Source organism: Pedobacter ghigonis (assembly GCF_903166585.1).
Classification (GTDB): Bacteria; Bacteroidota; Bacteroidia; order Sphingobacteriales; family Sphingobacteriaceae; genus Pedobacter; species Pedobacter ghigonis.
In genome coordinates, this window is sequence record NZ_CAESCM010000001.1 from 625596 (window position 1) to 652184 (window position 26589).

The following is a 26589-nucleotide window of genomic DNA, read 5'->3' on the forward strand; positions in this document are numbered from 1 at the left end:
CCATTATCCATCTCACATTTTACATCTTACATAATTTAGTTTTTTCGAACAAATAATGGCACACCATCCATTCGTTTCCTTTATTGTAATTAAAAAGTTCGGCGCACGACATGTAAAACAAGCGCCAGTACACCCACCACTTTACAGCCTGGTCTTTACCGTAGGTATCTTCGAAGATGGGCATAATTTCTTTTTTATGCTTATCCATATTGCTTAACCAGGCTTCGGATGTTTTACCGTAATTGGTTCCGTTTACCACCCAATGTTTATCAATCTTTAAATCGTCGTTGAAATAAAAAAACAGGTGGTTAGCCGGCATAATGCCACCGGTAAAAAAGTATTTACTCATCCAGTCGGTTTCATCAATTACTTCAAATTTGTAAGCCAGTGTTTTATGGGTGAATATGTGTACAAAGAGTTTTCCATCGGGTTTTAAAAAAGAAGCCACTTTGTTGAGCAAAAATTTGTAGTTACGCATGTGCTCAAACATCTCTACAGAAACCACGCGGTCGAAGGTATCGGCAATGGTAAAGGTATTCATATCGGCAGTTAAAACAGTCAGGTTATCAATACCTCGTTCTTTCGCCGTTTTATCGATAAAAACCTTTTGTGTAGCAGAATTAGAAACCACCGTAAAAGTGCTTTTAGGAAACTTTGCTGCCATATAAAGCGAAAGCGAGCCCCAGCCGCAGCCAAGCTCCAGCACATTCTGACCATCCTGCAAACCCGCTCTTTTACAGGTTAAAGCCAGCATATCATCTTCTGAAGTATCGATATCTTTCACCCCGGGCTTCCAGTAACCGCTGCTGTATTTTAGGTTTTTACCCAAACAATACTGAAAAAACTCAGTAGGCAATTCATAATGCTGCTCATTGGCATCAGCGGTATTTACAGCAATTGGCGATTGCTTCAATTCAGCAACTAGATCCATAAATTTTTCCTGCTGTAATTCTTCATCACCCAGGGTTTCATCATCCAGGCGTTGTTTGCATAATTTTCTGATACCGATACGCAAGGCTGCATCCGGGAGTTTGTCGTTTTCTAAAAGTTTATCGTACCACATATAAATGGAATAATGTAAGATGGTTGATGTAATATGGAAAATGGTAGATGTACGATGTAAACCGGATGATGGATTTGCAAACCGAGCGGTCTATCATCCAGTTTACCTTTTCCATCTCACCTCTTCTTTTTCCATGGGAAAAAGGCACTCGTTGTTTCCTGATACTTTTTATAAGCTACCGGTTTGCTGCGCAGGTTTTGTTCTTCGTTATTTGGCACACCTGTAACCCGGGTTAATAAATATAAAATAATGGCCGGACTAATAATTGCCAATATGCCCCAGGGCGATGCCAGCGCAAAAGTAAAATAAGCGAGCCAGGTTACCCATTCGAAAAAATAATTGGGATGGCGGCTGTAATACCATAAGCCGGTATCGCATACCTTTCCCTTATTTTTGGGATCTTTTTTAAATTCGGCCAGTTGCCTATCGGCAATCATTTCTCCAAAAAAAGCAATTGCCCATATCCCTGCGCCCAGGTATTCTAAAATAGAAATGGATTGTGAAGGATTTGCAGTGACAATAAAGAATGGTATGGCCAAAATAACGTTGGATATAGCCTGAAACTGAAAAAACACAAAAAAATTCCTGTCGGCTTTGTTGCCCCACTCTTTACGCAGTTGCTGGTACCGCCCTTCTTCTTCATTTATATGACCAATAACGCGCTGCCAAAGGTGAACCCCAAGCCGCAGCTCGGCCAAAAGGAACATGCTGCAGATTAAAATTTTACGCGGCTCGAAGCCTTCTGATAAAAAGAAAGTGATAAAGGTAATTACAGGGAAATTCAATGCCCAAAACACATCAACTACACCTGCATTTCTGATCTTTTTTGCCCATAACCAAACCAAAGCCATAATGCCACAGCAGGCAATTAACGAATAGAGGGCAATTAAAAGTAGATTTTCGTAATCCATTTAAAAGTTGATAGTTTTTTAGTAGATGGTTAATGGCTAATAAGCAGTCAGACCATCATCTATTAACTATTAACCAACAATTCTTTAACACCTTCGCCCGGTTTTAGTTTAAATAAATAAACCAAAACATAAGCCAAAGTTGCTATGCTACCTAAACATACGAACAAAATGGCAATAGAGATTTTAAGAATAATGCTTTTTTCCTTGTAAAACATCCACAAGGTGATAATGAAAATATTGGCATAAAAATCCCATAGGGTGGCGCGCATCCAGGGGATACTACCTAAAAAATCCCACTGCTCAAAAAGATTACTCTCGAGTGAAGTGGTTATAACTTTATAGCACATGAAGGCCAATAGAATGGAAAAGACTATTCTGAGGAAGTTGATCATAAATTGCGGGTTTGGTTTTACCTTACAACAATATACGGTAATGCCCATAATAAAGATTTGATCTTAAGCTTTAACCTGGACAGATTTCTCCGCTACAGTCGAAATAACGATCTACTTATAGGGAAAATCTGTCTTCAGCTTTGGTCTTTAAGCTTTGGTCTTTTACCTTTCCATCTTAGACATGTAAGGGCACTTAAGGAAATATTTACCCCCTGTCTTCTGACTTTCCGACCCCCGACCTCGGTCTTTTTTCTACTACCTTAGACATTTAAGGGCATTTAAGTTTAGCACGGACAGATTTCTCCGCTACGGTCGAAATGACGATCCATGTAGAAATGACGATCTACTTATAAGAAAATCTGCTTTCCGCTTTGATCTTTTAGCCTTACTGTATTTTCCTAATCTTAATAATCCGCATCCAGTGCAACACCTTCATAACGGGGTAAGTTGGATCGAATTCCCACCATTTGGTAGCAAAGTTCGGGCTATTGGGTTTCTTATGGTGATTGTTCTGAAAAAGCTCGCCCATTAAAAGGAAATCCCATGGCAAGGAGTTTTTACTGTGATCTTCGTTATCGTGGTTTGAGTAACCGTATTTATGCCCGCACCAGTTTACAATAGCACCGTGTAGTGGCCCCATCAAGAAATGGATTGGCAATAACAGGAACATCCACCAGTGGTTAGCAAAAGCCACATAAAAACCAATATAAAATAAACCACAACCTATTCTCCAAAACCACGAATCGCCAATGCGGTCAACCAGTGGCCATTCGGGATAATTACCCTGAAAAGCAGGTTCTGGCTGTATTTTAAAATGCAGGTAATTCATATACATGTTCTTTGTGGCAATCATCATCCCGAAAACATCCTTAAAAAAATGAGGCGAGTGCGGATCTTTCTCCGTATCGCTATAAGCGTGGTGCATCCGGTGAAGAATGGCATAAGCCCGTGGATTTAAAAATGATGAACCTTGCGAGATTAATAACACCAAATAGAAAAACCGTTCCCAAAAAAGCTCCATTTTAAACATCTTATGCGATGAATAACGGTGCAGGAAAAAGGTTTGGCTAAACAGTGATAAAAACCAGTGGCAAAGAAAAAATATAAGGATAATCATGTAAGGTGTGTATACTTTATAAACGAAGTTTGAGGGCGTTTAGTTTTGGAGCAACAAGATAGACAGCTGGTAATGCACGAATAAATAAGCCGCATCAACCATTACCTGATTGATACGGCTTAGCAAATTTTATCTGCCGAAATCGTCCTGAACGCGAACAATATCGCTTTCATCTGATGGGTTTGCAGCATCGGTATGTTGCCAGATTTCTGCAACAACACCCCAATCTTCTAAACCGATTAAACGGTGACGTTCGCCTTGTTGTAATTTAATCTGGTCTTTTGGTCCGTATTGTTTTACTTCACCTTCTTCGTCGGTCTGGCTGGTTTTAATGCCCACAGTACCGGTTACCACTTGCCAGATTTCTGCTCTGCGGTGGTGGTATTGCCAAGAAAGGCGTGTATTTGGTGCAACAATTAAAATTTTCGGACTTAATTTACCACCAATTTTGAGGTCTTCTACATTTAATCCATCAAAATAAGTATCGGCAAATTGTTGTGCCTGCGCTTCGTCTATTACAAAGAAACCACCCCAAGGACGGGTTTCATCGCGGTTTACTACATTAAAACCTTCAATTTTTAAACGTTGTGCTACACTTTCGAATATTTCCTTTTTATCGTTTGTCATCGGTAAAATATTTGTTTTCTAATGATTGTCGAGGTCCAGCCACATGGCTAACTGCCAATGCGGTTTTTATAATTGGCGCAAAAATAAGCCTAATAAATTAAAAAAGGCCAATTGCGCTTTTTATTTTTTAGAAACCACAAAAATCATACAATCAACTGGACTAAAAATACCGGACAGAACCTGCTCATAAAGCAAAAGCCTCATGGAATATGCTGAAAATTCCATGAGGCTTTGAGGTGTAAATATTGAGCTGTATTATTGGATTTTATTCACTACCAGATCGTCGAAATAGATGTAACTGGTTTGGCTCGAGCCCCACACCGCCACATCTTTACCTCCCCTGAAATTGTGGAAAGAAAGCCTGTTAATCAATCGTTGTGCATCGTTGGTGGTCCAGCGGATAGATTGATCGAGTACCGTGGTACCGTTAATAATTACCTGTACCCAACCGTTTTTAGTTGATCCGGTATTACTTTTTGCATACAAATGAACGGTATAGGTTTCGCCTTTAACCAAACTGCCTGTAGCCGGATAAGACTTGCCAAAAGTATCGCCGCAAGGGCCGGCCATATCTCTGTGATACACATAAGGCTGAAAAAACACGCGGCTACCAGTATTGTACCACATTAAACGTAAACTTCCGCCGTTACCATCGGTAGCAATGTCGCAGCCGGTATTGCCTTCGCCAATCAGAAAGCCGAAACCTACTTTACCGCCCCTACTCCAATCGAACTGACTGTGAAAACGGACTTTAAAAGTGGCTTCGTAAGCCGAACCATCAGAAATATCGGCCCCGGCAATTAATCCGTTAGAAACCGAATTTGGTGCCAGCGTTGCACGTGCCCAATTACCCGAAATATAGGCCCTGTCTTCATTCCAGCCGGTTAAATTTGCACTTCCAAAATCAGCACTTGCTTCACTGTAAGAATAAGCCCCATCGGCATGGGTAAAACTGGTATTGATGTTACTGGGATAAGCTTCGGTTACTGCACCTGATTTCGGAGCCGCATCGGCTGGTGCCTTATTTTCTTCGTTAGATGTGGCTGCATTTTTTTTACACCCAAATGTTGCCGAAAATATAAGCAACAGACAGGTAATAAAATGTTTTGAATTCATTTTTTGACTCATGTTAGTTTTAGTTAAGATTTAAATTTGGTTAGTTTTTTAGATCATAACCCGCTATCCTGGATAGCTTGTTATGGATTGGGAGGAAACTGGTTTCTGTTTTTGGTTAGTAATTATCTGTTACACTAACTTAACCATAAAAGTAAATCCAAACAGACGATGCCCGCAGTAAAATCACAAAAATGCAATTGATTTATTGTTACAACGATTGAAATTATTACACTTAAACCGTTAAACTTAAGCAACTAATTATTTAACAGCACCTTAGCTTGTTTCGTGCACCTTGAGGTTACAGTTTACAATTACCTTTTTGTAGGCATTGGTCCCAACCTCACCACTAATGAGTTTAACCACCAAACTTACCGCCTGCTCGCCCAGCAACTCTGGGTTTTCTTCAATAGATGCAATTGGTGATGAACTGAGGTAGGCAATAATCGGATCGTTACCAAAGCCAATACATTCGAGCGATTGATAAGCCGGGTGAGCAACTGATTTTAAAAACCTGAGCGTATCGAAAAGCAGCTTCTCTTTAAAGGCCACCAGGGCTGTAGGACTGTTATCATGATCGCTAAACAGTTTTTTAATGGCGAGTAAATTGTTTTCCTCATCAAAATCGGTATAGGCTACATGTGCTGCATTAAACGAAATGTTATTGTCTTTAAGGGCATTGATGTAGCCCGAAAAGCGATCGTGACTAAAATTAACCATTTTGGGGCCACCCAGATAAGCTACTTTTTGATGCCCCCGGTTAATGAGGTATTCGGTAGCCATGTAGCAGCCCTGATGGGTGTTGCTCAGCACTTTGTGGCAATTGAGGTTAAAGCTGGGGTTACGGGTGTAATAAACCACCGGAATGCCAATTTTCTCGAACTGATCGAGGTGCGTAAAATCTGATGTCTGTTTCGAAATGGCCACAATTAATCCATCTACCCGCGAGCCTAACAACGCTGCAGCTGCCATTACTTCCATTTCGTAATTATCGTGCGATTGGCTGATGATAATGTTATAGCCATGTGTGGTAGCCAGCTGTTCCATTCCGTAAATACTCCGCGTAAAAAAATGATCGGAAAGGTTAGGCAAAATAATCCCGATAATCCGCGATTTGCGGTCCCTTAACCTTAAAGCCGAAACATCAGGCGTAAAATTTAACCTTTCAGCCAGTTCTTTTACCCTTTGCTTGGTGCTTTCCTTAATCCGCGGATAATCTTTTAAAGATTTTGAAACGGTTGATATAGACAATTTTAATTCTTTTGCAATCAGTTTTAAGGTAACCGGTTTATTTTCCATAGGTGGCGGATGTTTACTAACCCTGTATTTTGTTGAGGGGGAAATGATGGGTATTTTAAAGTGAAAAATGGCCAGAGCAGTGAGCTACCACCCTGGCACATCATTAAATCAACAACTTTTTATACGGGGACATTTTATTCTTTCAATGGGCACGGGGTTTTAAAATTCCCCGTACTTAAATTGCTAAGCCAGAAGCTGTTTATTGGATTTTATCAAGGGCAGGCACATTGTTTTCGTAGCCGCTATATCCTTTGTTCTGATTAATCCGCCCTTCGGTATTGAAACGCTGTGCCGCTGCCGGAACCGGCCAAAGCACATGGTAAGGCGACATTTTAAAGTTTACGCCCAATACAGTTGGTACTTTGTTGCGGTAAAAATCATTCTTTTCGATAATCCTGTCGTAAAAGAAATTATTATCAGAAAAAGATGCCATGTTGTAGGTTTTGCCGTTATAGGCCGGCTTACCGGTAGTGGCAAAAATATAGGCAATACGGGTAAGTTCGGTTTTGCGGGGCTCTTCGTAAAAAAGCTCGCGGGCCCTTTCATCCAGTATGGTGCCGATCGTAATGGCCGAGGCATCGGTAAGCAATGCTGCATTGGCCCTTGAGCGTACCTGGTTTAAATCGGTCATGGCCAGGGCTAAATTTCCTTTCCAGTAATAGGCTTCGGCACGCAGCAAATAGGTTTCGGCCAGGCGGAAGATGTACCAATCGGTATTGGTTCCTCTCGGCGGCGACCAGTATTTATCAGCCGCCAGCGCATTGGTAGAGTTGATAAAGGTTTTATAATGTGGCCAGCCAAAGAAATGGCGAATGGTATCTAAACCTTTATTTAAAAACATATTATTTACGTTAGCAGGCGTTACATCAACCAGAGGCTTGCCATACAATGCTCTTTCGGCAACGTTGCTTGCGGTTTTAATGGCTGGGTTGTTATATACCAGATCTGTCATGTTCATCCACATACCAGGGGCATGGCGGTAGTCGGTATTATCTGTCCAGATATTTTTGGTACTGTAGGCCGTACCACGGTAACGACCAATCCCCCTGCCGTACATTAAGGTTAAAGGAATTTCTACATTGATGCCATCAACAATAGCCTGCGTACTACCGGATGGGGTTCTTAAGTTTGCGAAATGCCATGCCGGTACACAGTTACGCATTACCTGCGAGCCTAAATCGGTAGCGCCGGCCAGTGTTTCACGATCGATGGTTAAGAAAAGGGCCTCACGGTTTGCTGCAATGGCTTTATTGTCCATCCGGTGCAAATCCCACACTACATTTTTGCTCGCATCGCCGGCGGTGCTGCCAAAACGGTTGCGCATTAAACTGTAAGTACCGCCATTAATTACGTTGTTTGCTGAGGTAATGGCCGCATCAAAATCGCCCAGTGCCAAATTAACCTTGGTAAGTAAATGGCTGCAGGCACCTTTGGTTACCTCGCCACGGTCTACATTGTCTTTCACCCATTTCTCGGCGAATAATAAATCCTCCTGCATCTTTTTCAAGATCACCTCGCGCTTTGTTGAATAATAATCTAATTTGGGTGTGGTAATATCTTTTAAATTCAAAGGCACATCGCCAAACTGGTGTACCAAACGGTAGTAATAATAAGCACGGTAAAAATAGGCCGCTCCTAAAATGGCATTCCTCTCGGCCTCATCTTTAAAAGTTACGTTATCGATATAGGTAATAACGGTATTGGCCATGCGTACTCCCCTGAAACCTTCGGTCCAGTAAAATCCTATCCGGTTAAAATCCGGATTATCCAGATTGGCATCGGGAGTTACCCGGGTATCCATGTCCTGTGCCTGAGTGGTTTTATCGGTTGTACCATCTACCGCTACCTCCGAAAATATAGATTCGGTAACAATAGGTGCCATATCGCCTGTAAACTCTCTTCTTACATTAGCTCCAATACCTGCAAGCGCGGCTTTCATGGCGGCGACACTGGTTAAAGCGGTTTGCGGTTCGAGCTGCGACAGTAATTCGGAATCCAAATCTGATTTTTTACAACCATTTGCAGTTAGCAGCATCGCGAAAGCTACAAATGGAATTATTTTTTTATATATGCTATTCATGTGCTTCATTTTTAAAAGGTAACATTCAATCCGAAGGTGTAAACTCTTGGTGTTGGAACAGGATTTCCGTTATTGTCAGCCGTTTGCGGGTCCCACTGGTTCCAGTTTGGTGCATACACCCCGGCATTGCTTACGTTGGCATAAATTTTAGCGCTCTGCACTTTAAATTTGCTCAGCAAATCTTTAGGTACGCTATAGGCAAGCGCAACCGTATTTAACCTGATGTAAGAACTTTTGCGGTAGGCGTTAAAGGTTACCCCACTTAGGCCAGAGTTTAAGCGTGCATAATCGTTTATGGGATTAGATGGTGTCCAGTAAGGGATGATGTACGAGCTCGAACGGCCAAAACCTACACTACCCGGCTGGTTCTTAGCGTAAATGTCACTCCTTTGCTGCCCCCAGCTTGATACGAGCTGGAATGAGAAATCGAAGTTTTTGAAGATATTAAAATCGTTGCGCATCGACCAGTTAAAACGCGGACTGCGGTAGCCGATAAACTGTTTATCCAAATCGTTGTACACGTAGTTACCATCCACATCCTCCAGTTTAAAATCGCCTGGTTTAATGCCTTTATTAAATTTGTTTGCTTCGGCTACTTCGTTCTCCTGCCACACACCTAAAATTTTATACTCCCAGATTACGTCTATATCTTTACCAATAAACCATCCGTTTCCGGGATCATCGTTCGGGGTAGCCAAAGCCACAATTTTATTGCGGTTAAGCGAGAAATTTACCGAAGTATTCCAGGTAATGTTTCCCTCTGTAATGTTGCGGCTATTTAAACTCAGTTCGATCCCTCTGTTGTTTACCCTACCCAAATTGGCGATCACATTGGCGTAACCCGAAACAGATGACAGCGACTGGCCAATCAACAGATCAGAAGTTTTTTTATCGTAAAGTTCTAACGAACCGTTAATGCGGTTATTCAAGAAGCCGAAATCCAAGCCAAGGTTCAGTGATTTTGTTTTCTCCCATTCCAGATTCGGATTACCCAGGCGCGAGCTGTTTACCACTGTATTTACCTCGACAGGTGTACCACTGCTGTTAACCGATTGATACTTACCTCCACTTAGCGTTTGGATAGAAACATAAGGATCAATTACGTTGTTGGCATCCCTGATTTCGCGGTTTCCATTAATACCGTATGATAAACGGAGTTTTAAAAAGTCGAGCCACTTTACCTCTTTCAAAAAGCTCTCCTCACTCAGTGTCCAGGCCAGGGCAGCAGCTGGGAAATTGGCGCGTTTTTTCGAAGCACCGAAAGCCGAGTAACCATCGCGGCGAACCGATCCGGTAAAAGCATAACGGCCCTTATACGAATAATTTAACCTGGCCAGCAAAGCATCGCCGGTGTATACTTTATCATCGCTGCTTACAGTTGGTTTATTACCGCTTTGCAGGTTATGGAAACCCAGCACATCGGTTGGTGCAAAACCCTCGTTACCGGCTATGGTGTACCAGGTCGAATATTTCTCGCCATTTACCAGTAAAGTAACGTCTACATTGTGATCTTTTGCAAAGGTTTTGTTCCACTTAATCAGGTTATCGAGCTGCCAATTGTAACGGGTTTCCTGTGCACGTTGTGCCGAGCCACCCGGAATGGTAACATTTGGATTTTTAGAAGACTGATGGTTAAATGTACGGTACTGATCTAAACCCGGGCTAAAATTAACCTGATAGCTGATACCCAAAGGCAATTGCACTTTGGCATAAAGGCTTCCGAATAAGGTACTTTGTTTCTGCAACCTCGAATTGTAAGTCTGATCGAGAAAAGGGTTCCGGGCGTTCAATCCGTTATCATCGGTCGGGATCCTGCGTAAAGAACCATCTGCATTGTAAAAATCGCCATAGGGAGATAAATCGGGCAGTTGCGAAAACTGCGCTTCAATAGCCCCTTCATCGCGGTCGGCAAATTGCATGTTCATGCCCAGGGTTAAGAATTTAGCTGCTTTCCCCTCTAAATTAAGCCTGGTACGGAAGGTGCTAAAACCTCCGCCAGCAATAATGCTTTCATTTTTGAGGTAACCTAACGACATGTAGTAATTTATTTCATCCTTTCTGCCACTCAGGCTTAAAGTATGATCCTGGCGTTGGCCGGTAACCAAAAGCATATCATACCAGTCAATGGTTTTTCCGGCCAGATAATTGGCTTTCTCGTTGGCCAGAAGACCAAGGCGGCTTAGCCACAAATCAGTCGGGTTGGTAGTGGTTTGACCGTTTAACCACTGGGTAAGGGTTACGCCCTCTGGCAAATTATTAGGGTCGTTGTAAATATAGGCCGGGTTTACACTGCCACTGCGTTGCACATCTGCACGCCAGTTTAAAAAACCAGGCCCATCGTAAACCGGCTGATCTTTTGCCAGCGTAGCCATTCCAAAATTGGTGTTTACCGTAATGGTTGGCGAACTGCTTTTTCCTTTTTTGGTGGTAATGGCCACAACACCTGTAGCCGCTTTTGCACCATAAACTGCCAGCGAACTGGCATCTTTAAGTACATCGACTGATTCGATATCGTTCGGATTGATATCGGATAACTGACCGATAAAAATAACGCCATCCAAAACAATTAAAGGGGTTGTGGTACCGGTTAGGGTGGTTTTTCCACGTACCAATAAATCGCCTCCGCCCTTTGCACTGTTGTTAAACCCAACACTTAAGCCAGGTATATTACCCCTGAGGATATCGGTAACACTGTTGGGGTTTTCATTTTCGAGCTGGGTGGCCTTGATGCTTGAAACGGCACCCGTTACATCCTTTTTCTGTGCAGTACCATAACCAATTACCACCACATCGGTAAGACCTTGTGTGGCATCTTCGAGGGTAATATTGATGCTGGTACGCCCATTAAGGGGAATTTCCTGCGAGGTAAAACCCACAAAGGTGAATACCAGAGTTACATTTCCTTCGGGGGCTTTTATGCTGTATTTACCTGCTCCATCGGTTAGTGTACCTACCTGCGTATTTTTTATCCGCACGCTAACTCCCGGTAAGGTTAAGCCTTTATTATCTTTAACAATCCCTGTTATGGTTGTTTGTGCAAATGCACTAAAGCTTCCGCATAGCAAAAGGAGCGAAATGGCTAAAATTTTTGCTGTACACAGTCGCTTGAGATACAGCAGCACTGCGCTTTTGTTGTAAATTTTACTCATAAGTTTATTTTAGTTAATTGATATTAGGGACGATTAGATTGGTGGAGAACAGGCCGCTTTGAAATGGCCGGCTTAGCCGTAAAAAAACGACTGGTTCCTGTATACAGGCACGAAACTTAGCGATTTAGTGTAGATCATCTGGTTAGACTTATTTCATCACTAATATAAAAGGCTGAAAGAGCTGAAATAAAAAGCGAAAACCGGAATAAGCTGAAAACAGGCCTTAATTTCAATTTCCAACGATGTAATTAATTTCATCTTTTCGAAAAGGGCAGGATAATCATAAGATCAAATGGCTTATCAGCCTCCACTGCATTTCAACAAAAAAGGGCGCCCAAAAATTTTGGGACACCCTCATCTAACAAACCAAAGTATTTTGCTAATAGCCCGTATTTTGTGTAAGGTTCGGGTTATTTCTGATTTCGGAAGTAGGTATTGGGAAAAGCAGGTTCTTAGTTTGCAAAGCCTGGTTTACGCTTTTATTAACGTGACCGACAAAGTTGTCAAAGCCATTGGTGCTTTCGTTGTAAACTTTGCGCAGGCGAAGCATATCAAACCAAAGAATGCCTTCGTAACACAGTTCATGCCAGCGTTCTCTCCAAACGGCTTCTTCAAACTGTACCTGGCTAAGCCCGGCAAGATCGCCCAGCTGTGCTCTTTTTCTGATGGCATTTAAAGCCGTATACGCAGCAGTATTAGCAGTACCATCGGCCCGGTTTTGTGCTTCGGCATAAATCAGCAGCGTTTCAGCATACCTAATCTGCGGAATATTCAAATCGCTACGGCTAGTACCTTCTGTACCCAATGTACCATTGGCAACAATATCGAAGTGCTTAAAAATATAGGGTTTGCCACGGTTAATCAATGGCATTTTAAAACCATCGGTATAATAATCGGTAAAGAAATAACCTTCCCTATTTCTCGCCCTCAAATCACCAGCCTCATACGAAGTATAAAAATCGCCCGTAGGGATAGAGGTACCAATCCCGTCAATTTTAGAAACCAGGGGCTGGTGCAAAGGCAGATACGAAGATTGCAGCGGATTGCCTGCACCTGCAGCATCGTTGTACTGAACACCAAATAAATGCTCGAGTTTATTGTCGTTTTTAGCATCGTGTAAGGCAGCATAAGTAGGAAACAGGCCTAAAGTGGTTGGGTTAGCAGTCGAGTAATCGATTACTTCTTTAGCCTTATCGGCAGCCAGCTTGTAATAAGCAGTTCCCTTGTTGAGCGGCTGGCCAGCCATGGTGAGGTATACTTTTGCAAGCTCCGTTTTAATGGCCGCAGTAGATACCCGTCCGGTGGCATCCATAAAAGGTAAACCTGCAGCTTCTGCCAAAATCAAATCATCAACAATTTGTTTATACACCTGCTCCTGCGGTGTTCTTGAAGGGGCAAAATTAGGGTCGTTAGGACTTGTTATCGGTTTTACGATCAGTGGCACATCGCCCCACAAACGTACCAGATAAAAATAAGCCCATGCCCTAACAAAGGCTGCTTCGCCTAAAATCCTTTTTTTCTGCGCATTATCCATCGGGTTAATGCCGGGAACTTTATCCAGCACCAGATTGGCCTGTGCAATTACTTTGTAAAAACCATTCCAGTTCTGGTTAATGTGCAGGTTTGTACCATCATAAATCAACGAGTAAAGGTTGTTTAAATCCGAATTCTGTGCCGTTTCGGTCGATTGTATTCCCGTTGGTGCATCCAGCATCTGCCAGTTGTTGGAGAAAATACCGGCACCACCTCCAATAAACCTAAGTTCCGAATAAACGGCAGCAATACCAGCTTCTGCATGTTCGGGCAGGTTGTAAAAGCTATTTGGCGCAAGATTGGTTGGATCGGTCTCATCCAAAAATTTCTTACACCCTACAGTACCCACCAACGCTCCGCCCAGCAACAAAAGGGCAGCGATGTTTTTTATATTTAATTTCATTTTGATATCCTTTCTTTAATTAATGTTTATAATCCAATGTTTAGGCCCACGGTAAAGGTGGTTGGCTTTGGATAATCGAAAAATGTTTGTCCCTGTGCAAAGGCATTGCCATAAGTGGTTACTTCCGGATCGTTACCCGTGTATTTGGTAGCGATGAAGAAATTCTGAACCGAAGTGTACACACGCAGTTTGCTTAAGCGTAGTTTCTCTACCAGCGATTTGTTGAAGGTATAGCCCAGCAACAGGTTTTTACCGCGGATAAATGAACCATCTTCTACCCAATGGGTATCTACGTTGGTTACATAACCTGCAGCCTGATCTCTGATGGCCGCAATTGGCGTATCCTGATTTTGGGGAGTCCAGGCGTTTAATACACTCGCAAAACTATTGGCCTGTACCTGCCTGTCTTCGCCCGAGTGGTGCGTCATATTCAGCACGTCGTTACCATACGAGTATTGCAGCTCAACAATCAGGTCTAAGTTTTTATAACGGAATGAGTTCGAAAATGATCCCCAGCCTTTAGGTGCTCCGTTTCCGATAATCTGACGGTCGGCATCGGTAATGGCATGATCGCCGTTTACATCCAGGTATTTAATATCGCCGGGAAGCAAGGTTTTACCGCCGCGGTAGCTTACATATTTAGCTGCTTCGGCCCTTTCGGCTTCGCTCCAGGTACCTAAACGTACCAGTCCCCAGAACGAACCAACAGGTTCGCCAACCCTGATAATACCGGTTTGGTTGGTGAAATTAGGATTACCCACACCAAAAATATCATCGGGTGTAGCCAGTGCAAGTACTTTATTGCGGTTTAGGGAGATGTTGAAACTGGTTTTCCATGTAAAGTTATCGGTCTGGATATTCACCGTGTTAATGCCCAAATCTAAACCTTTGTTCTGCATCGAACCTACGTTTTTCCTGATTACAGAATAACCTGTAGTACGCGGAACCGGGGCATCGAGTAACATATCAGTTGTTTTGCGGTAATAGATATCGGCTTCTAAATTAATGCGGTTGTTAAATAAACCCAGCTCTAAACCTGCATCGTACTGTGCGGTTTTTTCCCAAACCAAATCGGGGTTTGCCAGGCGGCCAATCCCGATACCGGTTACCCTGGTATCGTTAATAATGCCAAAGTTATTAACCAAAGTAGCTAACGATTGGTATGCAGGTAGCTCAGAGTTACCGCTTAAACCATAACTGGTCCTGAATTTTAAATTAGAGATGGTTTTGTTGCCTTTCAAAAATTCTTCATCCGAAATTTTCCAGGCTAGCGCTGCAGAAGGGAAAAAGGCGAATTTGTGGTTCTCTCCAAATTTAGACGAACCATCTACCCTACCCGTAACGGTGAACAGATATTTATCTTTAAAGGCATAATTAATCCTTCCAAAATATGAGTTAAAAGCCGAACGGTTTCTGCTCGAACCCACTGAAATAGATTTACTGCCCGAGCCCAGGTTATTGTCGCCATAAAAGTCGGTTACGAAGTTTTCGGCATGACTGGTATTGCTGAAAAAACTGGTTGCCTGCCACGAAATACCCAATAAAGCATTAATGGCATGCGATTCGGCAAAGCGCTTGTTGTAGGTTAAATAATTCTCTAACGACCAGAAGGTTTCGCGGTCGTCGGTAATATTGGCCGTACCGTTTTGACCATCGGATATGCCGTACAACTGTTTGGCGTTGTATTCGTTGGTATTCCTGGTTACAATATTGGCACCTAACTGGGTACGAAACTCCAGGTCTTTGCTAAAACTGATTGAAGAATAAATGCTTCCAAGGGCAGTTTGCGTAATTAAACCAAATTTTCTGTCGGTTAAGATGTGCACCGGGTTTGAGCCACCTTCTGCCCAGGGGATCAGTTTATTATCGCCCCATTTTCCATCGGCCAGTTTAACCGGAAGAAAAGGAAACGCTTCGGTAATCATCCGTACCGAGTTTAACCCGCCGGTACCCTGATCTATAATATTCTCGTCCTGGTTGTTATAACTCAGGTTACCCCCCACTTTTAACCAGGGCTTTATTTTGCTATCGAAATTAAACCTGCCCGAATAACGTTTTAAATACGAATTCAGTAAAAGCCCCTGATCATCGCGATAGCCTGCAAAAACACCGTAAGTGCTGTTTTCATTGCCGCCTGTAAAACCAAGCTGGTGGTTTTGTGAAAGTTTGTTTTGGGTCGACTCTTTTAGCCAGTCGGTATTGTAAAGTGGATTTCCGTTACTATCGAAAAACTGTGGCAAGGCGATACGTGCTGCCTTTGGTACAGGTGTAGAGGCATAATTTCCTGCTGCCCAACCCACCGGATCGTACACTTTGATGTTTTCGTAAGCTAAATCCTGCACTTTAACATATTCGAAAGCATCGAGCATTTCTACATGGTGTGCAGCAAGGGTGTTGATGCCAAATTCCGCATCGTAAGTAACACGTTGTGCATTGGCTGTTCCCTTCTTAGTGGTGATTAAAATTACCCCGTTGGCACCACGCGCACCATATATTGCAGTTGAAGAAGCATCTTTTAGCACCTCTACCGAAGCAATATCGCTGGGGTTAATGTAATCGATGGCGTTACTGTTCTGTGTTTGCGAACCCACCGGTAGCGCTACTCCATCCACCACATACAAAGGATTGTTACTGGTATTGATAGAGCTGAATCCCCTGATTTTAATGCTGGTTTGCCCACCCGGACGACCCGAGTTGGTATTTACCTGCACACCCGAAATCCGGCCGGCCAATGCCTGGTTTAACGACGATGCCGGACGCTCCTGCAGTTCGGTGGCTTTTACCACCCCTACCGATCCGGTTAAATCTGTTTTTTTAACGGTACCATATCCAATTACCACTACCTCATCGAGTTTGTTATCTGCGGCAGCGCCCAGTTTAATGGTAATGTTGTTATCGGCACCTACGGTTACATCCTTGTTTTCGTAGCCTACGTAAGAGATCCGCAATACATCGCCCGGGTTTGCTTCTATGCTAAATTTACCCGACTCGTTGGTAACTGCGGCTTTGCCCGAAGTGATGTTTTTAACCCCGGCCCCAGGTATAGGCAGGTTTTTTTCGTCGAGTACGGTACCGGTAACCACCTTCCGGTTTTGCACCTCTACCGGCGGTATTGTATTGATGGAAAGTTTGGTGGGTTTTTCAGCACCCGGAAGCTTTGAGAAGGCAGGACCATTGAGCAAAAAAAGCACAGAAAGCCCTGTAATCTTTAGTAGATTGATTTTCATTAGGTTTTAGTTTAGTAAATGATGCTTAAATAAAACGTTTTAGCTATTGTCCAGAAACGATCTGATTAGGGCTATAATCAATTTAATAAAGGGGATGGGCTAACAGTTAACGGCGTATTACAGATTTACAGTGGTGTAAAGAAATGCACGACTATTCAAATCAGCTTACGCCAGTATAAACTGCGAATTAAACGGCAATTTACCCCGGCTCAATATCATATCTGGTTATTTGATAAAACGATTTATCATATCAATATTAACCATTCTGATACAATTTCAAAAATCAGAATACGCAACATAAATGTTACCTAAAAGTAAACATTCAAATACAGCCTAATTAGCTTTACAACGTCAGTGCATTTTGAGTAAGACGAAAATCATATCCGGTTCAAAATCACAGCCGGCGTTAATGTGAGGTGAGATTTAGTAGGAACCGATAAATTTTCAGAAAATAAAACGAGAAAATTTACTCGAAGGCAGTTATTGCCGGTCGAATCTCCAGTTACGGGCATTACGATTCGTCATTATCATTTCAACCATATAAGTCAGGTCAGAACATTTAAGCTTCTGTGGCTTATATTTCTTATATGGTTAAAATTGTAGTTATATGCTTTCACCTCGGTAAGCGCCCATCCCAGCTGCGATATTGTCCGGTTGGGGCATTAATAGCTGGTTTAAGGGACTGTTCCGCAGCAAATTTGTTCCAGAAACTTAAAAAAGAAAATATTATGAAACTTAAAATTGCAAAAAGAATTTACTGGATTGGTGCAGCATTAACAGCTTTATGGTTTGGTGCAAGTGGTATCTTTGAACTTACTAAAAACCCTATTGTGTGGGATATTACCTTGCAACTCGGCTATCCGGCCTATTTTATTTATGTGCTTGGCGTAGCCAAATTATTGGGCATTGCAGTTCTTTTAACCCCCAACCGTTTTCTACGCTTAAAAGAATGGGTATTTGCCGGGATATTTTTCGATATCATCTTCGCATTTTGCTCTAAACTGAGTGTGATTGGTGCCGCAGCAACAGTTGATGCCATTGTAGCTTTTATCATGGTATCGTTAACCTATGCCATGTTCCGTAAAATTTACGCCGCAAGCTATTCGCCTGCTATTGCCGAACCGGCAAACTAACAACCCTGCTGCAAATTCGTTTAACCTGCACTGGATTTTTAACCAGTGCAGGTTTTATTGCGTTTGGTGGCTACCTGGAAGCCTTACTTATCGCTGTTTTTTAAGCGTTGCCTATGTGCCTTACCCCATTTAATCATTTCGAGAATAATGCTGCCAAACGAGTGACAGTAATCGGTTGGCGAATATTCAATGATCACTGGCGTATCATCAACTACCGTTCGTTTAATAAGTTGGTTGGCACTCATTTCCTTTAATTCTTTAGAAAGCATGCGGGTGGTAATGCCCGGAATGCTTCGCTCAATGTCACGAAAACGTCGATTTCCATTGCAGATGGAATTGATGATCGGGATTTTCCATTTACCGCTTAAAACGTACAGGGTATCCTGTAGCGCCTGTATTTCTTCCTCCTGGTTACGTGGATTAGCTAAGATTTCGTTCGATTTTTCGAGCAGTTCTTTCTCGTTCATACTGGTATACTTCGTTATACTACTTACAAAAGTATACCAATATAGCTTTAGTTTTGCTCAAACAAAAAAATAATTATCATGGAACATTTAAAAGGAAAAACGGCGCTGGTAACTGGCGGCAATAGCGGCATAGGTTATGCCACAGCAAAAGAGTTAAAGGCACAAGGTGCCGAAGTAATTATCACCGGCCGCAGAAAAACTGCTGTAGACGAAGCAGCTGCTGCGTTGGGCGTAACAGGCATGATAGCCGATCAAGGTAATGTAAAGGAAATAGAACAACTGACCCTAGCAGTACAGCAGCAATTTGGCAAAATTGATATCCTATTCATCAATGCGGGTGTGCTCGAAAATACCACTATCGAAAATGCCACCGAAGCGGCTTTCGACAATGTAATCGGGGTAAATTTTAAAGGAGCTTACTTTACGCTGAGCAGGTTTATCCCCTTGCTGAACGATGGAGCTTCGGTTGTTTTCCTATCCTCCAACACAGCCAGTATGAACGCCGCCAATAGTTCTATATATTCTTCAGGCAAATCGGCACTTAATGCGGTAATGCGCATTGCTGCTATCGAACTGGCCCCGCGCAAAATACGGGTAAACAGTGTAAGCCCCGGCCCAACCGCAACCGAAATTATGAACAAGGCCGGTTATACGCCCGAGCAGTTGAGTCAGGTAAACGAGTGGATATTAGAACGTGTACCCTTAAAGCAGATTGGAAAAGCCGAAGATGTAGGAAAAATGGTGGCCTATTTTTGTGGCGATGCCGCTAGCTTTATTACCGGTGCAGAAATTGTTATGGATGGCGGCATGTGCCTATAATGGAAATAATGAGTTGCCAGCTTACAAGCAAAGGCTTTAAAGTTTGGCGACTCTATTATATGCCCGATTGCAAAATAATCCTCCTTATGGTTTACATCTGCTAGCTAAAATGCACTGACGGTCTGCCAATGCCAATATAAGAGAATAAGTTGCTTATCAGGTTAAATTTATCTCCCCTACTTATTCTTTCTTTGTAAAACATTTAAGATCAACACCTAAGCAATGCTTCATTATTTAGTTCACTGATCCTGAGTGTTAACCAGATATTTTGAGCATGAAAAGATTAACTACCTGCCTCCTAGCATTATTTGTATTTAGTTTTTGTCAGGGGCAAACCCTTTTTGTTTCGCCTGCCGGAAACAATAAAAATACGGGAACAGCAAAGCAACCCTTCAAAACTTTAGAATACGCCATTGAAAGTGCCCTAAAACAAAAGGCAAAAGATATAGTGATTGAACTGGCTTCAGGTGTGTACAGCCCTCAAAAAACAATTAGCATTTCGGCTGCCAGCTACCATTTAAAATCGCTGAAGATTACAGCAGCTAAAGGAGCAAAAGTAATCGTCTCGGGATCGGCAAAAAACAAACTAATCTGGAAGCGCTATAAAGACAATATCGATGCGGCACAGGTCGATTTCGAAACAATCCCCGATCAGCTGTTTATGAACGGTCAGAATTTACCAATGGCCCGCTATCCGAATTACGATCCGCAGGCCCGCGTATTTAAGGGCACAGCTGCCGATGCAATTGCACCTGAACGTGTAAAAACCTGGGCAAACCCCGAAAATGGTTATATCCATGCCTTACATGGCGGCGAATGGGGTGGTTTCCATTACCAGATAACCGGCAAAAGCGAAACAGGCGAACTAACTTATGAAGGTGGCTGGCAAAATAACCGTCCGGCTAAAATGCACGCCAAATACCGTTTTGTAGAAAATATTTTTGAAGAGCTGGATGCACCGGGCGAATGGTTTTACAACCGCAAAAGCAAAACACTCTTTCTTATTCCACCAACAGGTACCGATATCAATAAGGCTAATTTCACTTTCAGCAGACTAACGGATCTGATCCACATTAAAGGTGATCTGAAATCGCCGGTAAAAAACATCAGCCTAAACGGTATTGATTTTACCGAAACCGCCCGGAGCTTTATGCTGGTAAAAGAACCATTGCTGCGTAGCGACTGGACCATTTACCGTGGTGGTGCTGTTTTACTGGAAGGCACCGAAAACATTAGTATCACGAATTGCAATTTTTACAGCTTAGGTGGTAATGCTGTTTTTTTAAGCAAATACAACAAAAACGATAAAATTTCGAACAACCACATCGCTAACATTGGAGCCAGTGCCCTGGCCTTTGTGGGCGATCCCGATGCGGTACGCTCCCCTGCTTTCAAGTATGAGCAATTTGTTCCCTGGGATAAAATGGATTTTGAAGCCGGCCCTAAATCCAACAACTTTCCGCAGCACTGCGAAGCCAGCAATAACCTGATTAATAATATTGGCACCATCGAAAAACAATCGGCAGGTGTAGAAATATCCATGTCGCAAAATATCCTGGTTTCGCACAACACCATTTACGAAGTTCCAAGGGCGGGCATAAATGTGAGCGAAGGTACCTGGGGCGGCCACATTATTGAATTTAACGATGTATTTGATACTGTTTTAGAAACCGGCGATCATGGAGCATTCAACTCCTGGGGCAGGGACCGTTTCTGGCGGCCTCAAAGAAAACTGATGGATAGTATTGTTGCGGCCCGGCCAGGTATTGAACTATTGGATGTTACGGTGCCAATTGTGATCCGCAACAACAGGTTTCAATGCGATCACGGCTGGGATATCGACCTGGATGACGGAAGCAGCAACTACCAGATTTACAATAACGTCTGTTTAAGCGGCGGACTTAAACTTCGCGAAGGTTACCACCGTACCGTTTACAATAACATCATCATCAATAATACTTTCCATCCGCATGTATGGCTAAAAAACAGCGGCGATGTTTTTAAAAATAATATCGTTACCACCGCCTACGCGCCAATCCAGATCGATTATTGGGGCAAAGAGGTAAACCATAACTTTTTCTTATCGGCCGATGCGCTAGCTAAAACACAGCAAGCTAAAATAGATGCCAACAGCACAGCCGGAAATGCTTTATTCGAAAATGAAAAAACAGGCGACTTTAGGGTTAAAAGCGGATCTCCTGCTCTTGCAATGGGCTTTAAGAATTTCGCCATGAATTTTGGCGTAACCGATACAAGGCTAAAAAAATTATCGAAAAGCCCCAAAATTATGCCTTTGGTTACGGCTATTGAGGCCAACACATCCCTGCAGGGCGAATGGTTAGGTGCCTCGGTAAAAAACATAGAAAATTTAGGCGAAAGATCGGCAGCAGGTATTCACAATGATAACGGCGCACTGGTAACCAGTATCAAAAGCGGCTCAGTTGCCGAAAAGAATCTATTTAAAAAGGGTGATGTAATTATCAATCTGGATCAAAACCCCGTAAATAGTGTTGCCGATTTGCTGAAACTCCACAATGCCATCAAATGGAAAGGACATGCTGCAGTAGTCATTATGAGAGACCAGCAAGAGAAGAAAATGGAAATATCGTTAAAGGATTAGGACGGTAGCCCCGGAGAATGATCGTCATTTCGAGGAGGCTTTTTCAGCCGACGAAGCAATCTTAATGTGCTTGTTATAATCCACATTTGTAAGATTGTTTCGTCGTTCCTACTCGCAATGACGATTCTCTTTTTATAAACTTACCTCGGTTGCTGTTGCGTAACACAATGCACCATGCCGCCGTTGGCAAACAGGTTACGGCAATCAATCCCTACTACCTTTTTACCAGGGTACAGTTTCTGGATGATTTCGTTTGCTACCGCATCGTTTGGGTCGTTATAGTTAGGTACCAAAACGCGGTTATTGGCAATATAATAATTGATATAGGAAGCCTTACCTAAATTTTTACCATAGGTGGTAACCACATCATTTTTAGTGAGCGGAACTTTTACAAAGTTATAAGCAGCTCCTTTTTTATCGGTTGCAGCATATAATTTGTCTGCATCGGCCGCCGGAACCTGCCAGTAATCCAAATCGTTTGCATTCATGGTAATGATCGTAGAAGGGTTGGCGAAACGTGCAAATCCATCAATATGCATATCGGTAATATCCAGACCTGCTTTACCCTCAAGCCAGATAAATTTGCTGATGCCTAAATATTTGGTAAATATGGCTTCTGCCTCCTGTAGTGTCATTCCTCTGTTTCTGTTTTTATTTAGAATAGAACTTTTACAAGCCATCAGTACACCCTGACCATCAACTTCGACACTACCACCCTCATTTATCATTACTGAGTTCAGGTCTATCCGTTTGATTTGTTGATCGGCTGCTATTTTTGAAGGTATAGCATCACACTTGCTGTATTCGGCTTTGCTACCCCAACCATTAAATCCCCAATCCTGAATAAAAAGCTGGCCATTTTTATCTTTTACATAAATCGGCCCATTATCCCTAACCCATACATCATCTGTCTGGTAAATTTTAAAATCGATATTGCTTAACTGAACATCAGCTGTTTTAAGTAAGGCAGTAATCCGGTTTTTCTCTGTTTCATCGTAAGCAATAACATGTACCTTTTCGCTTAAAGCCAGTTCTCTGGCCATCGAAACCCAGGTAGCATCTAACCTGTTGCGATAAGTTGCCCCATACTGGTATTGATGTGGCCATTGTAGCCACGTACCTTCGTGCGGAGCCGATTCATCGGGCATAGTATAAACAATAGCGCTATCGGCAGGCTTTGAAATTGTATCCAATTCGCCTTCTGTACATGATAATAAAACTGCTGGTAGTAACATCAGTATGATTCCCATTTTTTTCATGATCAATATTCTTTTTTTTATAGGGCAAAACTAGCCGTATAAAAAACTGCAAAGTTGTCTGAAATTGACAACCTTTATTTTAATGGCAACAGGATCGCTGTTAGCAACTCTTCTTCACTACTGGTATTATCGGCATGCCTGATGTAGCGCTCAATAATGGGGCTATGCGAAAATTCGAGCCCGCAATCTAAAATCCAGCCGGCATAAATTTTCTGGTAGGTGTCGTCTAAGGTTTCGTATTTCCCTTTGTGAAGAAACTGCGCATACCTACCGCCCAATATCATTTTAGCAGGCAATTTTTCATCTTGTGCCGGTTGCGAAGCGCAGGCATCGTACTTACAGGCCAGTTCATTCCTGATCAGGGGTTCATCGGCAATAATGCCGAAATACTCTGTATCGCGCTGTGGGAATACATGCTTTACAAAATTACCCCACAACTGCTCAATCTCCGGGTTGGTGTACTGGATAAAAGTACTTTTATAATAAACTTTCAGGGCTGGCAGATATACGATTTCGGGTTTTAGCACACCTGCTGCTTTTACCGGTACCAGATGGGTGGTATTAAACAATTGAGCCTTGCCCGATTTGGCCAGTTTGGGTGAAATGCCAAAATGCTGTTTAAAAGCTTTTGAAAACGAAGCCAGGTTAGCAAAGCCAACCTTTAATGCAATGGTAGTTAGGCTTTCCTTAGTATAAAGAATTAATTTGTAGGCATTTTCTACCCGCAGCCGCTGCTGGTAAGCGCCAATGGTTTCGCCACAGCTGTATTTAAAAATCCGCTGAATATTGCGGTATGAGTAATTGGAAACGTCTTCGATCGCTTTGATCGAAATCGACTGGTCGTACTGCTGCTCAATCAGGTTGATGGTATTGTAAACACAATACAGATTTGCCGCATCAGTACTCATTATTACTTGAATTAATTGGTTAATGAAATTTAATAAAAACAATTCGTAAAAAAAGTAAAACGGCATATTGTAAGCCAAATTGTTAAGCGTATTCAATTACGCCGCGCCAAGGCCTTAAACAAACGTTTGTGCATTGAAGAAATAAAAAATCACATAAAATTAATCTAGTTTTACCCATAAGCAGCCTGGTTAAACCACTTTTAACTGCTGCCAGCTAACCAATCATTCATTTTTGAGTAAACCAATTTTATGAAAGCGCTAAACCGCAAGCTCTTCCCTATCCGGAAATTATTTTTACTATCCACATTATCCTGCTTAAGCCTATTGGCCGCCAATGCACAAAAACCACAGGTAAGCACCAATTTCGCACTGCATTTAGACGGTGCCGACAACAATCCCTGTATTGGGATGCCCATTATGGAAAAGGCATGGACAATAGAGGCCTGGATAAAAGGAAATGATTTAAGCTGGAAAAAAATTGAAACCGTAATTGGTGTTGGAGAGTACGGCAACCTTAACGGACTGGATGAAATGCCCCTGCAAATTCGCGAAGGGAAATTGCATTGCCCCGCAGCTAAACTCACCTCAACAAAAGTACTTGATGATAAATGGCATTATGTTGCCTTAAGTAATAACGGAACCGAAACCAAACTATATCAGGACGGTAAACTCATGGGTACATCAAAAGGCAAAATGACCATTCTACCCGGAACCATTGGCGTATACGATAAAGCTGAAAATACTTTTGGCGGGCTGATTGATGAGGTAAGGATCTGGAATACGGCAATTCCCCAGCAGGTACTTCAGCTTTGGGCATCGAAACCCCTAACGGCAAAGCACCCTAATTTTAAAAACCTAAAGGCTTATTATAATTTTGATGATTTGAAGGATGATGTATGCCTGAACCTGGTTGGCAAAGGACATCAAGCCTATCACCTCAGAAATACCCGCTTAAATTACAAGGGAAACCTTCCGCTAGCTTATCTGGTAGCGAACGATAACGGTCAATTTGCTGCTGCAGCTAAAAACCAGGAAGTGTTTAATGCTGTTGCCATAGCAAGTGAATGGGATGCTGAGCAGGGCGCTAAAAACAACCAGTTGCTTAAGCTCCGTATCGCCATAAATGGAACAGAACAGCCATTAAAACTTACCGAGCTTAGCCTAAACCTCGAGGGAACAACCCGTTTAACCGATATTGAGCAGGTACATGTTTACTATGCAGGCAAAAGTGCCAGAGACGGCTTAAGAACCGAATTATTTGGAAACGGAAAAGTAGCTGCTAAAAAACTAAGCTTTACCGCAGGCAAACCCTTTATTTTAAAAAGTGGCATCAATTACTTTTTAATTGCGCTCAATATTCAACAAAATGCCGTAGTGAGCGATACCATAAAAGCCGCGATTTCGGGCTTTACTTTAAACGGGAAAAAATACCAGCCAGAGGCTGAAAACAGCAATATCACAAAAACAATTGTTCCGGCGCAGGGCAAAGAAAATGCATTAAAACTTTTGCAATGGAACATCTGGCATGGAGGCGTACACATGGGCAACAACGGTAAAAACCGCGTTAAAGAGCTCATCAGAAGCACTTCGGCTGATATAATTTGCATGCAGGAGGCTTATGGTACACAACAAATGCTTGCCGACTCGCTAAACTTTAAAATGATTACCGCATCGGCCAATGCAAACCTTGCCCTTTTTAGCCGCTATCCCATTACCAAATTAACCGCTAAAGAACCTTTTAAATCTACACCCGGCATCATTACCTTGCCTAACGACAGGCAGATTTTGGTAGCAGACTGGTGGTTAAGGTACGCCTATCGTCCCGAATACACCGATTATTACCTAAATAAAGGCCTGGATGTAAACGATTGGATAAAAGAAGATGCCATGCTTGGTGCTGCCGATGCCACCGTAAATATGGATACCGACATTGATCCTGTGGTTAAAGGAACCGATATGGCCGTTATCGTTTCGGGCGACTTTAATTCAGGCAGTCACCTCGACTGGACTGCGCGGGCTGCTCCCTTGCACAATGGCTATGGCCCCGTGGCTTTTCCAATTTCGATGTTAATGCTGGATCGTGGCTATACCGATACTTACAGGGCCATTAACCCCAATGAGTTAAGCCACCCTGCCGGAACATTTGCTGCGATATTTGGTCATTTGCAAACCTCCCGGATCGATTACATCTATTACAAGGGAACAGGCATTAAACCAATCGCTTCTAAAATTATCCGGACCGCTCCCGAAATTGATGATGTATGGCCATCAGATCATGCTGCCGTACTCACCGTATTCGATCTGTCTAAATAAGTTATGGTTCAGGCCACCATGTAATATAAGCCCGATTGGATATCCAGCATCGCATATCCAGTCATCAGCAGCGTATTGCTGGCCATTACTTACTTGTAGGCCTTAAACACTATCTTTTGTAATACAACCATCCGGCTATGCATTACCTGGCCGGAT

The 26589-nt window shown here is 42.6% G+C and carries 18 protein-coding genes; 4 read left to right on the top strand and 14 right to left on the bottom strand.

The features are described 5' to 3' along the window. Positions 1–19 precede the first annotated feature (19 nt). The 11 genes from HWV58_RS02470 to HWV58_RS02520 all read right to left on the bottom strand — a co-directional run bounded on the left by HWV58_RS02470 (position 20) and on the right by HWV58_RS02520 (position 16914). On the bottom strand, positions 20–1063 hold the full coding sequence (locus HWV58_RS02470) for an SAM-dependent methyltransferase (RefSeq protein WP_175632541.1): 1044 nt from the start codon (positions 1061–1063) through the stop codon (positions 20–22). Between the two features lie 116 nt (positions 1064–1179). Then, on the bottom strand, positions 1180–1974 hold the full coding sequence (locus HWV58_RS02475) for a DUF1295 domain-containing protein (RefSeq protein ID WP_175632542.1): 795 nt from the start codon (positions 1972–1974) through the stop codon (positions 1180–1182). A gap of 62 nt (positions 1975–2036) precedes the next feature. Continuing rightward, a complete protein-coding gene (locus tag HWV58_RS02480; protein WP_175632543.1) occupies positions 2037–2366 on the bottom strand; it encodes a DUF1475 family protein in 330 nt (109 codons plus the stop codon). A 385-nt stretch (positions 2367–2751) separates the two neighbouring features. Then, positions 2752–3483 (bottom strand): acyl-CoA desaturase, encoded by a 732-nt coding sequence (locus HWV58_RS02485; protein WP_175632544.1) that lies wholly within the window; start codon positions 3481–3483, stop codon positions 2752–2754. Positions 3484–3612: 129 nt separating this feature from the next. After that, positions 3613–4110, bottom strand: coding sequence for a cupin domain-containing protein (locus tag HWV58_RS02490; protein WP_039475589.1), 498 nt, complete (start codon positions 4108–4110; stop codon positions 3613–3615). Positions 4111–4365: 255 nt separating this feature from the next. Then, positions 4366–5226: a polysaccharide lyase gene (locus HWV58_RS02495; protein ID WP_235972628.1), complete on the bottom strand. Its 861-nt coding sequence runs from the start codon at positions 5224–5226 to the stop codon at positions 4366–4368. Positions 5227–5499: 273 nt separating this feature from the next. Continuing rightward, positions 5500–6522, bottom strand: coding sequence for a LacI family DNA-binding transcriptional regulator (locus HWV58_RS02500; protein WP_175632546.1), 1023 nt, complete (start codon positions 6520–6522; stop codon positions 5500–5502). A 199-nt stretch (positions 6523–6721) separates the two neighbouring features. Beyond that, positions 6722–8602 carry a RagB/SusD family nutrient uptake outer membrane protein gene (locus HWV58_RS02505; RefSeq protein WP_175632547.1) on the bottom strand — a complete coding sequence of 627 codons (1881 nt, stop codon included), beginning with the start codon at positions 8600–8602 and terminating at the stop codon, positions 6722–6724. An 11-nt stretch (positions 8603–8613) separates the two neighbouring features. Further along, positions 8614–11751, bottom strand: a complete 3138-nt coding sequence (locus HWV58_RS02510; protein ID WP_175632548.1) for a SusC/RagA family TonB-linked outer membrane protein — start codon at positions 11749–11751, stop codon at positions 8614–8616. Between the two features lie 379 nt (positions 11752–12130). After that, a complete protein-coding gene (locus tag HWV58_RS02515; protein WP_175632549.1) occupies positions 12131–13687 on the bottom strand; it encodes a RagB/SusD family nutrient uptake outer membrane protein in 1557 nt (518 codons plus the stop codon). 26 nt (positions 13688–13713) lie between these two features. Then, complete coding sequence (locus tag HWV58_RS02520; RefSeq protein WP_175632550.1) at positions 13714–16914, bottom strand: SusC/RagA family TonB-linked outer membrane protein; 3201 nt, start codon at positions 16912–16914, stop codon at positions 13714–13716. 728 nt (positions 16915–17642) lie between these two features. On the opposite strand from HWV58_RS02520, the gene HWV58_RS02525 reads away from it, so the two are divergent. Continuing rightward, the gene (locus HWV58_RS02525; protein WP_175632551.1) at positions 17643–18047 is read left to right on the top strand and encodes a DoxX family protein; all 405 of its coding nucleotides are present in this window, start codon (positions 17643–17645) and stop codon (positions 18045–18047) included. An 83-nt stretch (positions 18048–18130) separates the two neighbouring features. On the opposite strand, the gene HWV58_RS02530 is transcribed toward HWV58_RS02525, so the two are convergent. Beyond that, on the bottom strand, positions 18131–18514 hold the full coding sequence (locus HWV58_RS02530; protein WP_175632552.1) for a winged helix-turn-helix transcriptional regulator: 384 nt from the start codon (positions 18512–18514) through the stop codon (positions 18131–18133). Between the two features lie 78 nt (positions 18515–18592). On the opposite strand from HWV58_RS02530, the gene HWV58_RS02535 reads away from it, so the two are divergent. Together HWV58_RS02535 and HWV58_RS02540 are read left to right on the top strand one after the other, a co-directional pair. After that, complete coding sequence (locus HWV58_RS02535; RefSeq protein WP_175632553.1) at positions 18593–19333, top strand: SDR family oxidoreductase; 741 nt, start codon at positions 18593–18595, stop codon at positions 19331–19333. Positions 19334–19607: 274 nt separating this feature from the next. Continuing rightward, positions 19608–21953, top strand: a complete 2346-nt coding sequence (locus HWV58_RS02540; RefSeq protein WP_175632554.1) for a PDZ domain-containing protein — start codon at positions 19608–19610, stop codon at positions 21951–21953. Between the two features lie 140 nt (positions 21954–22093). Here HWV58_RS02540 and HWV58_RS02545 read toward each other — a convergent pair whose 3' ends face one another. Then, positions 22094–23212 carry an agmatine deiminase family protein gene (locus HWV58_RS02545; protein WP_175632555.1) on the bottom strand — a complete coding sequence of 373 codons (1119 nt, stop codon included), beginning with the start codon at positions 23210–23212 and terminating at the stop codon, positions 22094–22096. Positions 23213–23286: 74 nt separating this feature from the next. Further along, positions 23287–24120: an AraC family transcriptional regulator gene (locus tag HWV58_RS02550; RefSeq protein ID WP_175632556.1), complete on the bottom strand. Its 834-nt coding sequence runs from the start codon at positions 24118–24120 to the stop codon at positions 23287–23289. A gap of 249 nt (positions 24121–24369) precedes the next feature. Here HWV58_RS02550 and HWV58_RS02555 point away from each other — a divergent pair, with 249 nt between their 5' ends. Then, positions 24370–26433, top strand: coding sequence for a BNR-repeat neuraminidase N-terminal domain-containing protein (locus HWV58_RS02555; protein ID WP_175632557.1), 2064 nt, complete (start codon positions 24370–24372; stop codon positions 26431–26433). Positions 26434–26589: the final 156 nt, after the last annotated feature.